This is a genomic window from Pseudomonas putida (genome assembly GCF_028682475.1).
In the GTDB taxonomy this organism is placed as follows: Bacteria; Pseudomonadota; Gammaproteobacteria; order Pseudomonadales; family Pseudomonadaceae; genus Aquipseudomonas; species Aquipseudomonas putida_AG.
In genome coordinates this window covers 24,021-37,368 of sequence record NZ_JANHLE010000041.1, presented here as the reverse complement: position 1 = coordinate 37,368, position 13,348 = coordinate 24,021, and the positions used below count along the sequence as shown (strand labels likewise).

Below are 13,348 nucleotides of genomic sequence, written 5' to 3'. Positions count from 1 at the left end.
GCGATCGATCAGGGACATCGCATCGCAGGGCAAGCCCGCTCCCACCGGTGGTGCTTTACACTCGGAACTGGCCCAACAACCGGTCCAGTTGTTCGCGCAGCTGGTTCAACGCCACCCCGGCGCTGCTCGACTGCTGCGCAGCAGTTGCCGTCTGGCGCGACAGGTCAGCGGTTTCGGTAACACTGCGGTTGATCTCTTCAACCACATGCGACTGTTGCAGGGTGGCACTGGCTATCGAGGCGTTGAGGGCAGTGAGGTTGTGCAGGGCCTGACTGATGGCATCCAGGCTGACACCCGCCTCGTTGGCCTGTTCGATGGTCTGGCGTGAAGCCGTGCTGCTGGCGTCGATCGCCTTGACCGCCGCCTCCGACTGCCCCTGTAGATGCTCGATCATGCTCTGGATTTCGGCTGTCGACTGCTGGGTACGCTGGGCCAGCAGGCGCACTTCATCGGCCACCACGGCAAAGCCACGGCCTTGTTCGCCGGCCCGGGCTGCCTCGATGGCCGCGTTCAGGGCCAGCAGATTGGTCTGCTCGGCAATCGAACGAATCACTTCCAGGACGCTGCCAATCTTTGTGCTCTGGCTGGCCAGGGTCTGGATCACCCTGACCGCTTCATCGATGGTGCCTGACAGCTGGTCGATCTGCTGCAGGCTGCCATGGATACTTTGCTGGCCCTGTTCGGCGCGGTGCTGGGCGTCGCGCATTTCGCTGGAGGCCTGTTCGGCATTCCTGGCGACATCCTGCACGGCATAGGTGACCTCATTGATCGCGGTGGCCACTTGCTCCATCTGTGCGGACTGCTGTTCGCTGTGTTGTTGAGCCTGGTTGGCGTTGCTGCCGACATCCACAGCCGATTGCCCCAAGGCATGCGCTGCGCCCTGCAGTTGGCCGATCACCCCCTGCAACTTGCCGGTGAAGCGGTTGAAGTGTCCGCCCAGCTGGGTCACCTCATCGCGGCCATGGGTGTCCAGCCGACGGGTCAGGTCGCTTTCGCCGCTGGCGATCATGGCCATGGCATCCACCGCTTCCTGCAAGGGGCGCGCGATGCTGCGGGCAATCAGCATCACCAGCAGGGTCATGACCGCAGCAATGCCAAGCCCCAGCAGCGAGGCGTCGCGCAACTGCCGCATGAACTCGCTTTGCATGTCATCGATATAGATCCCCGAGCCAATCACCCAGCCCCAAGGCTTGAACAACTGGATGTAGGAGGTTTTCTCGACCGGTTCGCTGGCACCGGGCTTGGGCCAGCGGTAGTCGATGCTGCCAGCCCCGCGGGCCTTGGCCAGTGCGGCCATTTCGTTGAAAACGGCAAAGCCGTCCGGGTCACGGATCGCAGAGAGGTCCTGGCCATCGAGTTTGGGGTTGGTCGGATGCATGATCATCCTCGGCCGCAGGTCGTTGATCCAGAAGTAGTCGTTCTGGTCGTAGCGCAAGCTGCGTACGGCGCTCAGGGCTTGTTGCTGGGCGGCTTCGCGGGGCAGGGTGCCCGCCGCCTCCAGGCCTTGATAGTAGGCCAGTACGCCCGCGGCGGTTTCTACCACATGCCGGGTTTTTTCGGCCTTGGCCTGATACAGGTCGCCGTGGATCTGCCTGAGCATCAGCAGGCCCAAGGTCAGCAACATCACCACGGCTACTACCAGAATCAGCCACAAGCGGCGGCTGATCGACATATTTCGTAGAGTCTTCATGCAACGGTCACCCCGGATTCTTTTTATTGTCTAGCGCATCCCAGCATGCTTTTTGCCAATCACCTACTCGACCAAGGACTAAGTGCCTGAACCATCAAGGTGTGTAGCGCCGACCAGCAGCGTTTATACAAGAGGTCTGATAGGATTTCGGCCCGGTCGCGACATTCCTGAAGGGTCACTGAACTTTTCTGTCGACTGCGCCACCAACTGTCGCGGTAAAACCACCGGGCATTCGAATCGGCTCTGGCTTTTGCAAACTACAACGGGGGCATGCCATCGGCATCGCTTCGTGGGGGAATAATGGATCTTTGGACTGGCCTGCAGGCCGTCATTTTGGGTGTTGTCGAAGGCTTGACCGAGTTCTTGCCGATTTCCAGTACCGGTCACCAGATCATTGTCGCCGACCTGATCAACTTCGGTGGTGAGCGGGCGATGGCCTTCAACATCATCATTCAGCTGGGCGCTATCCTTGCCGTGGTCTGGGAGTTTCGCCGCAAGATCTTCGACGTGGTGCTGGGCCTGCCCAGGGAGCAGCAGGCGCAACGTTTTACCGCCAACCTGCTGATCGCCTTTATGCCGGCGGTGGTCCTGGGAGTGCTGTTTGCCGACCTGATTCACCATTACCTGTTCAACCCCGTCACGGTAGCGGCTGCCCTGGTAGTGGGCGGGGTGATCATGCTGTGGGCCGAGCGCCGCCAGCATGTGATCAAGGTCGAGCAGGTTGATGAGATGCGTTGGTCCGACGCGTTGAAGATCGGTTTTGTCCAGTGCCTGGCGATGATCCCGGGCACTTCTCGCTCCGGCTCGACGATCATAGGCGGCCTGCTGTTCGGCTTGTCACGCAAAGCTGCGACCGAATTTTCGTTCTTCCTGGCCATGCCGACCATGGTCGGTGCAGCGGTGTATTCGGGCTACAAGTACCGCGATCTGTTCCAGCCTGGCGACTTTCCGGTATTCGCGATTGGCTTCGTGGTCTCGTTCATCTTCGCCATGATCGCTGTACGCGGGTTGCTGCGTTTCATTGCCAACCACAGCTATGCGATGTTTGCCTGGTACCGGATTGTCTTCGGCCTGATCATCCTGGCGACCTGGCAGTTCGGCTGGGTCGACTGGGCGACAGCGCAAGGTTGAGTCAATGAGCCGCTCACAACCCTCGGCGCGACATGCCGGTACCGCCAATGGCGCTGTCCAGCACCCGCGCAGCAAACTGCTGGTTTTCGTTGCCCTGTGCCTGTTGCCGCTGGGTGGTGCGCTGCAGATGCTGCTCAGTGGGCAGTCCTGGCTGCCTGCGGTGGCTTATCCGCTGGCCAGTCTGGTGAGTTTTGCGCTGTATTGGCGTGACAAGCAGCAGGCACGCACTCAGGGCTGGCGAACCCCGGAAAAGGTCCTGCACGCCAGCGAGTTGTGCGGCGGCTGGCCCGGGGCACTGCTGGCCCAACAGGCCTTTCGGCATAAAACCCGCAAGCTGTCGTTTCAGTTGAGCTTCTGGGCCATTGTCGCCCTGCATCAGCTGTTCTGGATCGACCACCTGTTGCTCGGTGGCCGTTGGCTGGGCAGCGCCCTGGCGCCGCTGCTCAGATAAGCAGGCCCGGTTGCAGGCGCTTTGGCAGGCGCCTGACCACCAGTTGATGGGAGCGCTGCAGCAGGTCGCAGAGCTCGTCGCGGCCCATCGGGTAGGGTGGCGTCATGCTGATCCAGTGAGCCCGCGCCAGGTACGGCGCCGGGCGCACGCCGGGGCGGTCGGCGTAGCCAAGGAACAGCTCGCTGTCGACTTTGAACGACAAGCCGGCACCGGCCAGATCCAGTACTGCGAACATCTTGTTGCCGGCGATCGAGAACACCCGTACGCCGCCCCATTTGTAGTCTTCCCGCGCACCGGGCAGGCTCAGGCAAAAGTCCACCACCTGCGCTTCGCTCATTTTGCCCTTAGACATAACGCTCCCCACAGTCGGCAAACGCCGCCACCAGATGGTCGATCCACACCCGCACAGCCGGCAGCAGGCCGCGCCGATGAGGATAGACCGCTTGTAGATAGCCCCCAGGCAGTGACCAGTCTGGCAGCAGCCGCACCAGCTCGCCACGGGCCAGTTCCTCCTCACAGTGCATGATCGGCAGGGCGGTGAAACCCTGACCGGCAACCGCTGCCGCCTTGCGCACGAGAAAGTCGTCAATGGCCAGGCGCGCTTCCATGGCCAGCTCATGTTTATGGCCACGCTCGTCGATCAGGCGCAGGTGGACCAGGCGGTCGGCGTCCACGGCACCGAGCATCGGCAGGCCGCTGAGGTCGTCGGGGGTGAGCGGGGCATGGAGAGCGGCAAACGCCGGGGCTGCCACCAGGTACATCTGCGCCTGGCGCAGGCGCCGGGTGACCAGGGCCGGGTCTTCATCGCCCAGATCGCGCACACGCAACGCCACGTCGATGCCTTCGGTAATCAGGTCGACGCGGCGATTGAGCAGGACCATGTCCAGTTGCACCTGCGGGTACTGCTCGAGAAATTCGCTGATCACCTGCGGTAACAGCGAGTGCGCCAGACCCACCGGACACGACACCCGCAGGCGGCCTCGGGGTTCGCTGGTCATGCTGGCAACCGCCTCGTCGGCCATTTCCGCTTCCAGCAGCATGGCCTGGCAATGACGCAGGTAGCGCTCGCCCACCGCCGTCAACTTGAGCTGGCGCGTGGTGCGCTGCAGCAGGCGAGTGCCCAAGCGTTCTTCAAGTTCGGCGATACGCCGCGACAGCCGCGATTTGGGGATCCCGAGCACGCGTCCGGCGGCGGCAAAACCACCGGCTTCGACCACGCGGGCGAAGTAGAAGAGGTCGTTGAGGTCTTGCATGGCAATCACCATTGTCCTGTCAGTAGGACAAACTAACGCATTTTTGCTGACTTATCAGCTATTCGCCTTCCCGGTAGGATTCTCCCCATCGTGATCGCCCAGATGCGGTCTTCAATCAGGAGAGTCCCATGAAACTGTTGCATATCGATTCGAGCATTCTGGGCGACAATTCCGCCTCCCGTCAGCTGAGCCGCAGCGTGGTCGATGCCTGGAAAGCCGCCGATCCGTCCCTGGAAGTGGTCTACCGTGATCTGGCTGCCGACGCCATCAGCCATTTCTCTGCCGCTACCCTGGTTGCCGCCGGAACCCCGGAAGCACTGCGTGACGCCGCACAGCAACATGAAGCCCAGCTGAGCAGCGAAACCTTGCAGGAGTTTCTGGCCGCCGACGCGGTGGTGATCGCTGCGCCTATGTACAACTTCACCGTTCCGACCCAGCTCAAGGCCTGGATCGACCGCGTTGCGGTAGCCGGCCAGACCTTCCGCTATACCGAAGCCGGTCCCGAAGGTCTGTGCGGCGACAAGAAGGTCATCCTGGTGTCCACTGCCGGTGGTTTGCACGCGGGTCAACCGACCGGTGCGGGTCACGAAGACTTCCTCAAGGTGTTCCTCGGCTTCATCGGTGTCACCGACCTGGAAATCGTCCGTGCCCACGGCCTGGCCTTTGGCGAAGAGCATCGCGCCAATGCCCTGAGCGCTGCCCAGGCACAGATCAGCAACGAGCTGTTCGTCGCTGCTTGATCAGCACCGGCGCGTGACCCAAACCGACAGCAGGCTGCGTCTGCTGTCGGTTTTTTCATTGAGCTTTCATCCGCGCCGTCATGCCTCACTCTATGCTTGATCGGTACCTGGCAGTTGACCCGCCGGGCAGGGTGAAAGCAGATGGGCAGATTCGCGGTGTTGTGGATGCTGTGCTGGCTTGGCATTGCAGGCCTGGCGCAGGCTGAGCCGGCGCAACACTGGAGTGTCGGCTTGCACCATCTGGTCTTCGCCGACCCGCTGGATGGGCGCCCGATGCATGCACTGGCGTTCTATCCTTCCAGCGGCCCCGAGCGCATCAGCCGCATTGACGGCTATCGGGTTGAAGGCAACGAAGGAGCGCCGATTGCCATTGGCCGCTACCCATTGTTGATGTTGTCGCATGGCAATACCGGTTCGCCGCTGGCCTTGCATGACCTGGCCAGTGCGCTGGCGCGTCGCGGGTTTGTAGTGGTGGCGGTCACCCATCCGGGCGACAACGCCCATGATCACAGTCGCCTGGGCACCTTGAGCAACCTGTATGGGCGGCCGCTGCAAATCAGTGCTGCGATCACCGCAAGCCTTGCCGATCCCTTGCTGGCACCCTACGTCAGTGGCGAACAGGTGGGCATGATCGGTTACTCGGCGGGGGGTGAAACCGCCTTGATACTGTCCGGTGCGCAACCCGATCTTGAGCGTCTGCGCCGCTATTGCCTGGAGCGGCCGCTGGACGCTGATGCCTGCAAGACCAAAGGAGTGCTGATCGCCGACCGTGCTGACCTTGGCGCCGAGGCCGACCCGCGTATCCATGCCTTACTGCTGATGGCGCCGTTGAGCCTGATGTTCGGCCGTCATGCCCTGGCCCAGGTGAAGGTGCCTGCGTTGATCTACAGCGGCGACAAAGACCAGCTCCTGGCCATCGACAAGAACGCCCAGGCGCTGGCACGCAAACTTCCGGTGACACCCAACTACCGGTTGTTGGCCGGGGCCGGGCATTTCGTCTTCATGGCGCCGTGCGATGAGGAGCAGCGTGAACACATGGCGGCGCTGTGCGATGACCCCGACGGCGTCGACCGTGAAGGGATTCACTTGTCATTGCAGGCTGAAGCCGCGCACTTTTTCAGCCGCACCCTGGAGCGAGCCGGCCGGGTGGGCCTCAACACTGCCGATCAGTAACGGCGGGCACGCCGTGACAGCACCAGCGTCAGGCCGACACCGGCCAGCGACAGCAGGGCGGCGATGCAGAAAATCCAGGCATAGCCCAGGTGCAAGGCCACCGCGCCCATCAGTGGGCCGGCGATCGCCAGGGCCAGGTCGAAGAACACTGCATAAGCACCCAGGCCCGCACCGCGGCTGGCCACCGGCACTTGCTTGATGGCTTCCACGCCCAGTGCCGGGTATACCAGCGACAGCCCAAAGCCGGTCAGCCCGGCTCCGACCAGTGCCAACGACGGGCTGGGCGCCAGCCACAGCAAGGTCAGGCCCAGGGCTTCGGTGCTCATGCAGACCATTGCTACCTGATAGCCGCCGAAGCGATTGACCGCATTGACGAACAACAACCGCGACAGGATAAAGCACAGGCCAAAGGCGCTCAGGCACCAGGCCGCGCCGTACCAGCCTTGCTCCAGGTAGAACAGGGTGACAAAGGTGGTCAGCGTACCGTAGCCGATTGACGCCAGGGTCAGGCCCACGCCGCAGGGAGCGACGCGGCCGAATGCGGCCCAGAACGGCAGGCGTTCGCCGCGCACCACCGGCATTGACGGCTTGTTGCGGATCACCAGCAAAGCCAGTGCAGCCAGCAGCGTCAGCATCAGGCCGAGGGTGGCAAAGTTGACCTGGTCCACCAGCAACACGCCCAGCGGCGCGCCGATGGCAATGGCGCCGTAAGAGGCAATGCCATTCCAGGAAATCACCCGGGCAGTGTGTTCAGCGCCAACCGCGCCGATGCCCCAGCTCAAGGTCGCGACACCGATCAGGCCCTGGGCGATCCCCAGAAACAGGCGCCCGGCGAGCAAGGCCAGGAGACTCAGCAGGGGTACATTGACCGCCAGTGCCGAAGCGAAGGTCAGCACGCCGCTGACGGCAATGCCGAGCAAGCCGTAGATGATGGCTTGTCGGGTGCCTTTACTGTCGGTCACACGTCCGGCAAACGGGCGGCTGAGCAAAGTGGCCAGGTACTGCAAACCGATGGTCAGACCGGCGATGACGGCGCTGAAGCTCAGCTGGTCATGGACATAACCCGGCAACACCGCGATCGGCAGGCCGATGCAGAGGAAGGCAATAAAGGTATAGAAGACGATCGCAAGGATCTGCAGGGTGATCGAGAGGGTACTGGCAGGAGCCGGTGTTGACGCAGACATTTGCTCGTTCGCTGGCGGGCGGTGGGAGAGGGCCCATGATCGCTGGCGGCGAGGATAAAAGGAAGCAGGCTAACGAATTTTCCAGGCTTCGCGGGGCAAGCCCGCTCCCACAGTGTTCAACCTGTGGGAGCGGGCTTGCCCCGCGATAGCTTTAAACCACTACACCCTGACTACGCAGGTAGTCATCGTAGGTGCCGCTGAAGTCCACCACACCGCTCGGGCTCAGCTCGATGATGCGCGTGGCCAGCGACGACACGAACTCACGGTCGTGGCTGACGAAGACCAGCGTACCCGGGTAGTTCTCCAGCGCCAGGTTCAGCGCCTCGATCGATTCCATGTCCAGGTGGTTGGTCGGTTCGTCCATGATCAGCACGTTCGGCTTTTGCAGGATCAGCTTGCCGAACAGCATACGGCCTTGCTCACCACCGGAAATCACCTTGACCGACTTGAGGATCTCGTCGTTGGAGAACAGCATGCGCCCCAGGGTGCCACGGATCATCTGCTCGCCCTGGGTCCACTGACCCATCCAGTCGAACAGGCTGACGTCCTCTTCGAAGTCGTGAGCGTGGTCCTGGGCGTAGTAGCCCAGCTCAGCGCTTTCGGTCCACTTGACCGCACCGGCATCCGGGCTCAGCTCACCGACCAGGGTGCGCAGCAGGGTGGTTTTACCGATACCGTTAGGGCCGATGATCGCCACGCGCTCGCCGGCTTCGACGGTAAAGCTGAAGTTCTGGAACAGGGTCTTGCCTTCGAAGCCTTTGGACAGCTTCTCGATGGTCACCGCCTGACGGTGCAGCTTTTTGGTCTGCTCGAAGCGGATGAACGGGCTGACCCGGCTCGATGGCTTGACTTCGGCCAGCTGGATCTTGTCGATCTGCTTGGCCCGCGAGGTCGCTTGCTTGGCTTTCGAGGCGTTGGCCGAGAAGCGGCTGACGAAGGTCTGCAGCTCGGCGATCTGGGCTTTCTTCTTGGCGTTGTCCGACAGCAGTTGCTCGCGCGACTGGGTCGCAGCGGTCATGTACTCGTCGTAGTTGCCCGGGAACAGACGCAGCTCGCCGTAGTCCAGGTCAGCCATGTGGGTGCACACGCTGTTGAGGAAGTGACGGTCGTGGGAAATGATGATCATGGTGCTGTTACGCGCCGTGAGAATGCTTTCCAGCCAGCGGATGGTGTTGATGTCCAGGTGGTTGGTCGGTTCGTCGAGCAGCAGCACTTCCGGATCGGAGAACAGCGCCTGGGCCAGCAGCACACGCAGCTTCCAGCCCGGGGCCACTTCGGTCATCGGACCGAAATGCTGTTCCAGTGGAATACCCAGGCCCAGCAGCAATTCACCGGCACGGGATTCGGCGGTGTAACCGTCCATTTCGGCGAACTCGGTTTCCAGTTCGGCAACGGCCATGCCGTCTTCTTCGGTCATTTCCGGCAGCGAGTAGATACGGTCGCGCTCGGCCTTGACCCGCCACAGCTCCTCGTGGCCCATGATCACGGTGTCGATCACGGTAAATTCTTCGTAGGCGAACTGATCCTGGCGCAGTTTACCCAGGCGCACATTCGGCTCGAGCATGACCTGGCCGGCGGAAGGCTCCAGGTCGTCGCCGAGGATTTTCATGAAGGTCGACTTGCCGCAGCCGTTGGCGCCGATCAGGCCGTAGCGGTTGCCGTTGTTGAACTTGACCGAGACGTTCTCGAACAACGGCTTGGCGCCGAACTGCATGGTGATGTTAGCGGTGGAGATCAAAGGGCTTACCTATCAATAGCTTACGTCGCTGGCATTGCGGCTGATACCGATTTGATACCAATTTGCAGCTTTTCCAGCTCGCTCCAGTCGGAGCTTGAGTTAATCCAACGCGCATACGTCGACAGCAGCATTTGCACGCTGTGGCCGAGCTGTTGGGAGATAAATGCGGGGTTGAGGCCAGACATTGAGCATATTGTCGCATAGGTGTGGCGACAGTTGTATGGCGGGCGGTAACGAATCCTCAGTTCTTTCAGTACCGGACGCCATTGGTGATGGAGGTCTGAGGTCTGTTGGACGAGCTCAGCATTCTTTGATGGCGGAAAAATGAACGGTGATTCCGTAACCCGCCCCTTTCCTTTCCTGCTTCGCTCGGCATGGTCCTTGGCAAATTCGAGCGCACGCAAGGCCCTCTGACAGGTGCACACCAGTGAAAAATACGAATTCGAAGAAAGCCGCATAGATCTGGCCGGGCCAGTGCGGGTGGTCGTATAGCCTGGTGATGATCTTGTTGCCGCGTTCCTCGCCCGGCCGGTTCATCGCGGAGTCTGCGTCCGCCTGTGCGCGACAGCCGGAGAAGATCGCCAACACGTCGAGAAACTGGACAAGCTGTTCTCGATTTACAGAGAAACCTCATCGCCGACCAAGCAGCCTTGAGGGCGGCGCGGACGTATATCAGGGATGTCTGCCAGCGACCCTAGGAGGCTCGGGTGTCGCTTTGTCTTTTTGCGGCCAACTCTTTTTGACGGTTCTTCTTATCCATTCGGTAGCCCCACCAGAGTGTGGCGACAGCGAAAACAACCAGCAGTGCTATTTGATATATGGGCACTGTTTTCTCCTTAAAAAATTAGACACGCAGACGGATTTGGCTGCCTCGTGCAAAAATTTTTCGAAGTGCTCAAGTGTGTGACGAGTGAGCGGCGATTTGATGGGGGCTATAGATCAGGGCCTAAAGAAAAGAACGGCCTGCGAGCAGGCCTGTGGTGGCCTGCTGCAATAACGTTCAGGAGTAGCGAGAGCAATAGTGGTTTTTCTGGTTGTTTTTGTGGGTTTTTAGGTTATCGCTCTCTTTGGATCCATTTATTATTTTTCAGATGCACTTCGGCAGCTCTCACAGCGCCACCCTTTGTAATGCTCGGATTTCTCAAGAGCCGTAAGCAATTCACGACCGCCTATAATATTTTGGCAGTTGTTATGTTTTTCATTTGGTTTTTTCATACCCTCGCATTTTTTTTGCAGGTAGGGGCTTACCACTGCCTGTTGCCTTGACGAAAGCGCTCTAAATCCCTTGTCGACGGCTAGCTGGGCGTAGCTTTGTACGCTCGGTTTTTCGCCTTGAAATGCGTTCTGCGCGATGAGGGCCGAGAAAATCTCTCGCTCGATAGTCATTCGTTAATCCTTTATTCAACCAACAAGTTTGCTCATGTTGTTTCTGGTGCTGAGCATTGCGAAAGCATACGTTACCATTGGGTGGGGCTTTAATGAACTGGGTTTCCATCCAGCTATAAAAGGCAAAGTTTCTCATTCTTGGCCAGTAAATGTTGGGTTCTTGGTGATTAGAATATTTCAAGAGGTCTTTGTTACAATTTATTTCTTATTCGATGAGGCGGAGAAGTTTAACTTTTCACTTTAATGGGGGTGGTGCGTCGAGCGAAATCTCCTTTATTTCGCGATAAACTTAAGGGTGGCGATACTTTTTAGGAGCCTCTATTTTTTATAAGAGATGCACTGTGTTAACAGCAAGGTTCCGCTATTTCCTCACGCAAGCTGTCGACCAAATTCACACGGTTGGTACTGTGTGCGAGGCGACCTATGCTGCCCTGACCCATTAACAGGGAGCTGAGTCCTGGATGACCTGGACGAAAATCGCCGCTGGTGAGCCGCTGATGCGGCAGGCGATGGATGGGCTCTACCGATACAACGAGTCTAAAGGCCGTGCCGCGTCAGAGGTGGTGGAGCGATTGCCTTTATCCCCTGTTGGCGGCATGCCGCCCCAGGTAGATGAGCGGCCAGTCAGCTGCATTTTGCGTAAGTAGCTGCGCTGAAAAGTCACGGCTTGCTATAAAGAGAAGGGCTACTTCGTTGATGGGGGCCTACTGATGTTGATTGGTAACGTCGGCTTAGTTCACACAGGTTAACCGCCATGCCTATTTTTCGGATTCTGGTTTGTTCGTTGTTAGTCGCGAATCTTGCTGGTTGTGCATCGCCTGGAAATCCTACGGGCAGTAAGCTGACGAGTAAAACACCTGAGGAGTACGCGGATTGCGTACTGCCTAGGTGGCAAGCGCTGGCGCCGCTCTCTACGCAGAAATCAATCAGCCACGGCTATCGGTTAATAGCGCCCAGCGCAGTGGCATCTGACGAGGTCTTGGAAGTCGTCGAATATCAAGACGGCAGTCGGGCGACGTTTTACAAAGGAAGCTTTCTGTCGAGCGATAAGCTACGACAGGTGGCAAGAGATTGCTTGGATTGATTTCTCCACTCACCGCCGACATTTGAGGGCGACGCCGTTGATCTCGGAATCCCCATCGACCTCGTTGACGGATTCAACACCCAAACCATTACCTCCTATCTTGGCTGTTTGGTTGAGCGCAATGTTCAGAGCGTCATCTGCAGAAGAACCCTGGGCCTTGAACTCATGAATCACATCGCAGCCAGCGGCTTTAGGTGCAGTGACAAGGCTCACCTTCGCGCCTTCATTCGTCAGCTGCGTGGTGCAGCCAGCAAGTAGGGTAATGAGAAGTGCTACTGGAACTCCGGTGGTTTTGATTCTGAGCATGATCAGTCGTCGTCCATTTCAAAGGTTCTGTACTCACCATTATCGGGGGCGTAAACCTCCATTTCTACAGTAGAGCCGTAATTGCAGATCGGCTCAACATCCCCCGATAGAGCCTTTCCTCCGTCATTGTTAATTTCGAGCGGTCATCGATAAAGATCAAGCCGCTGCCGCCATGGTTTTTTTGAGCGTTGCCTGCATTGTTTCCATTTGCGCACCGAGGTCCTCAAGTTTTGCTTTCCCGAGCAGCTTCCTGGCCTGAGGGAACATCTCCTTTTCCTCCTCCTCGATGTGATGCTCGAGAAGTTCTTTCACGACCTTCACTCGACCTGAAAACTCTAGAGTGCCCGGGTCGGTCTTTTTCAGATCTGGCAGGACCAAGGCGTCTACAGTGCGGTGCTCTTCCTTTGCCTCGAAGTACAGTACGTCTTGCTCCTTGCCTCCCGCTGCCTTGAACGCAGGGTAGAGGATCTTTTCTTCAAGCTGTGTGTGGATGGTTATTTCCATCTCAAGTTTCGCCAGTAGTTGCGTGCGCTTTTTGATTCCGCGCTCTGTCGAGTCAGTCAGCTCGCTTAGGATGGATTTCACGCGCGCATGGTCGTCCTTCAGCAGATCGATAGCGTTCATCTTCATTTCCTCTGGGTGATAAGGTCGTCGCGCATCGAAACAAGTGCCGATGCTGCATGAACAACCCTGTTACTCACGCACTATCTGTGCCGTCCAGCTGATCTGTATTTGTCGATGCAAATCAGGGAGATAGCGGTCTGCGGTCGCGGCCTGAGTCGTGCAGACCACCCGAACAATGCATCACTGCGTTGCAATCTGCTTGATCTGGCGTGTTGTAACCTGGACGCAGGGAGCGGCAACTTGTCCGGAATCACCCGCGATCTTGTCGCTTCGTACCCGCGCGGCGCTGCCTTGGTGTTCAGCGCGAAATGACGCTCGAATGGAATTTTTTGCGCCAATGGAGTATTACGGGTTACCGGCATAGGGCCGGGCCCAGGAGGTGGTTGTGAGCTTGAATCAAGCGCAAGTCGATGCAGTAGAACACCTTCTAATGGCTTTCCTGAAGCGGTCCGAGAGCGCCCAGATTGTGGCGAAGGTCTACGAGGATGCCTATTCCTCAATCATGGGCAGCGAGGGCCCGGCCAGCAACGAGGAGAAAGAGGCTGCGCTTGAGCACTTGAACAACCTTCGGTTGCAGCTCAAGTAATC

15 protein-coding genes and 2 pseudogenes are annotated in these 13,348 nt (G+C 59.1%); 6 read left to right on the top strand and 11 right to left on the bottom strand.

Going from position 1 to position 13,348, the window contains the following annotated elements:
* Positions 1–55: 55 nt before the first annotated feature.
* Both NPS47_RS25900 and NPS47_RS25895 read right to left on the bottom strand, forming a co-directional pair.
* Positions 56–790 (bottom strand): methyl-accepting chemotaxis protein, encoded by a 735-nt coding sequence (locus tag NPS47_RS25900; RefSeq protein WP_425313551.1) that lies wholly within the window; start codon positions 788–790, stop codon positions 56–58.
* Positions 791–913: 123 nt separating this feature from the next.
* A pseudogene (locus NPS47_RS25895) lies at positions 914–1,600 on the bottom strand (cache domain-containing protein); the annotation flags it as partial.
* Between the two features lie 390 nt (positions 1,601–1,990).
* Here NPS47_RS25895 and NPS47_RS23690 point away from each other — a divergent pair.
* Both NPS47_RS23690 and NPS47_RS23685 read left to right on the top strand, forming a co-directional pair.
* Complete coding sequence (locus NPS47_RS23690; protein ID WP_274297172.1) at positions 1,991–2,821, top strand: undecaprenyl-diphosphate phosphatase; 831 nt, start codon at positions 1,991–1,993, stop codon at positions 2,819–2,821.
* A gap of 4 nt (positions 2,822–2,825) precedes the next feature.
* On the top strand, positions 2,826–3,272 hold the full coding sequence (locus NPS47_RS23685; RefSeq protein WP_274297171.1) for a DUF1294 domain-containing protein: 447 nt from the start codon (positions 2,826–2,828) through the stop codon (positions 3,270–3,272).
* On the opposite strand, the gene NPS47_RS23680 is transcribed toward NPS47_RS23685, so the two are convergent.
* Positions 3,265–3,624, bottom strand: a complete 360-nt coding sequence (locus NPS47_RS23680) for an MmcQ/YjbR family DNA-binding protein (RefSeq protein WP_274297170.1) — start codon at positions 3,622–3,624, stop codon at positions 3,265–3,267. The two genes, NPS47_RS23685 and NPS47_RS23680, sit on opposite strands and share 8 nt — an antisense overlap.
* Positions 3,617–4,525 carry a LysR substrate-binding domain-containing protein gene (locus tag NPS47_RS23675; RefSeq protein WP_274297169.1) on the bottom strand — a complete coding sequence of 303 codons (909 nt, stop codon included), beginning with the start codon at positions 4,523–4,525 and terminating at the stop codon, positions 3,617–3,619. Before NPS47_RS23675 ends, NPS47_RS23680 begins: the two co-directional genes overlap by 8 nt.
* Before the next feature lie 128 nt (positions 4,526–4,653).
* Here NPS47_RS23675 and NPS47_RS23670 point away from each other — a divergent pair, with 128 nt between their 5' ends.
* Together NPS47_RS23670 and NPS47_RS23665 are read left to right on the top strand one after the other, a co-directional pair.
* Positions 4,654–5,265, top strand: coding sequence for an FMN-dependent NADH-azoreductase (locus tag NPS47_RS23670; protein WP_274297168.1), 612 nt, complete (start codon positions 4,654–4,656; stop codon positions 5,263–5,265).
* Positions 5,266–5,406: 141 nt separating this feature from the next.
* On the top strand, positions 5,407–6,438 hold the full coding sequence (locus NPS47_RS23665; protein WP_425313549.1) for an alpha/beta hydrolase family protein: 1,032 nt from the start codon (positions 5,407–5,409) through the stop codon (positions 6,436–6,438).
* On the opposite strand, the gene NPS47_RS23660 is transcribed toward NPS47_RS23665, so the two are convergent.
* From NPS47_RS23660 to NPS47_RS23645, 4 genes and pseudogenes are all read right to left on the bottom strand, one after another.
* Positions 6,432–7,622 carry an MFS transporter gene (locus NPS47_RS23660; protein ID WP_274297167.1) on the bottom strand — a complete coding sequence of 397 codons (1,191 nt, stop codon included), beginning with the start codon at positions 7,620–7,622 and terminating at the stop codon, positions 6,432–6,434. The genes NPS47_RS23665 and NPS47_RS23660 overlap by 7 nt on opposite strands.
* Positions 7,623–7,773: 151 nt before the next feature.
* Entirely contained in the window at positions 7,774–9,360 is a 1,587-nt protein-coding gene (locus NPS47_RS23655) for an ABC-F family ATPase (protein WP_274297166.1), read from the bottom strand.
* Between the two features lie 20 nt (positions 9,361–9,380).
* Positions 9,381–9,879: pseudogene (locus tag NPS47_RS23650) on the bottom strand (site-specific integrase); the annotation flags it as partial.
* Positions 9,880–10,440: 561 nt separating this feature from the next.
* Positions 10,441–10,746 (bottom strand): hypothetical protein, encoded by a 306-nt coding sequence (locus tag NPS47_RS23645; RefSeq protein WP_274297165.1) that lies wholly within the window; start codon positions 10,744–10,746, stop codon positions 10,441–10,443.
* Between the two features lie 754 nt (positions 10,747–11,500).
* Here NPS47_RS23645 and NPS47_RS23640 point away from each other — a divergent pair.
* Positions 11,501–11,830, top strand: a complete 330-nt coding sequence (locus NPS47_RS23640; protein ID WP_274297164.1) for a hypothetical protein — start codon at positions 11,501–11,503, stop codon at positions 11,828–11,830.
* Positions 11,831–11,839: 9 nt separating this feature from the next.
* Here the strand turns inward: NPS47_RS23640 and NPS47_RS23635 are convergent, their stop codons facing one another.
* From NPS47_RS23635 to NPS47_RS23630, 3 genes are read right to left on the bottom strand one after another with little or no spacing between them, the layout of a single operon-like run.
* A complete protein-coding gene (locus NPS47_RS23635; protein WP_274297163.1) occupies positions 11,840–12,136 on the bottom strand; it encodes a hypothetical protein in 297 nt (98 codons plus the stop codon).
* A gap of 2 nt (positions 12,137–12,138) precedes the next feature.
* The gene (locus NPS47_RS25890; RefSeq protein ID WP_425313550.1) at positions 12,139–12,270 is read right to left on the bottom strand and encodes a DUF5334 family protein; all 132 of its coding nucleotides are present in this window, start codon (positions 12,268–12,270) and stop codon (positions 12,139–12,141) included.
* 22 nt (positions 12,271–12,292) lie between these two features.
* Entirely contained in the window at positions 12,293–12,760 is a 468-nt protein-coding gene (locus NPS47_RS23630; protein ID WP_274297162.1) for a hemerythrin domain-containing protein, read from the bottom strand.
* Positions 12,761–13,145: 385 nt separating this feature from the next.
* Here NPS47_RS23630 and NPS47_RS23625 point away from each other — a divergent pair, with 385 nt between their 5' ends.
* Positions 13,146–13,346, top strand: a complete 201-nt coding sequence (locus tag NPS47_RS23625) for a hypothetical protein (RefSeq protein WP_274297161.1) — start codon at positions 13,146–13,148, stop codon at positions 13,344–13,346.
* The last annotated feature ends 2 nt before the right edge of the window (positions 13,347–13,348 follow it).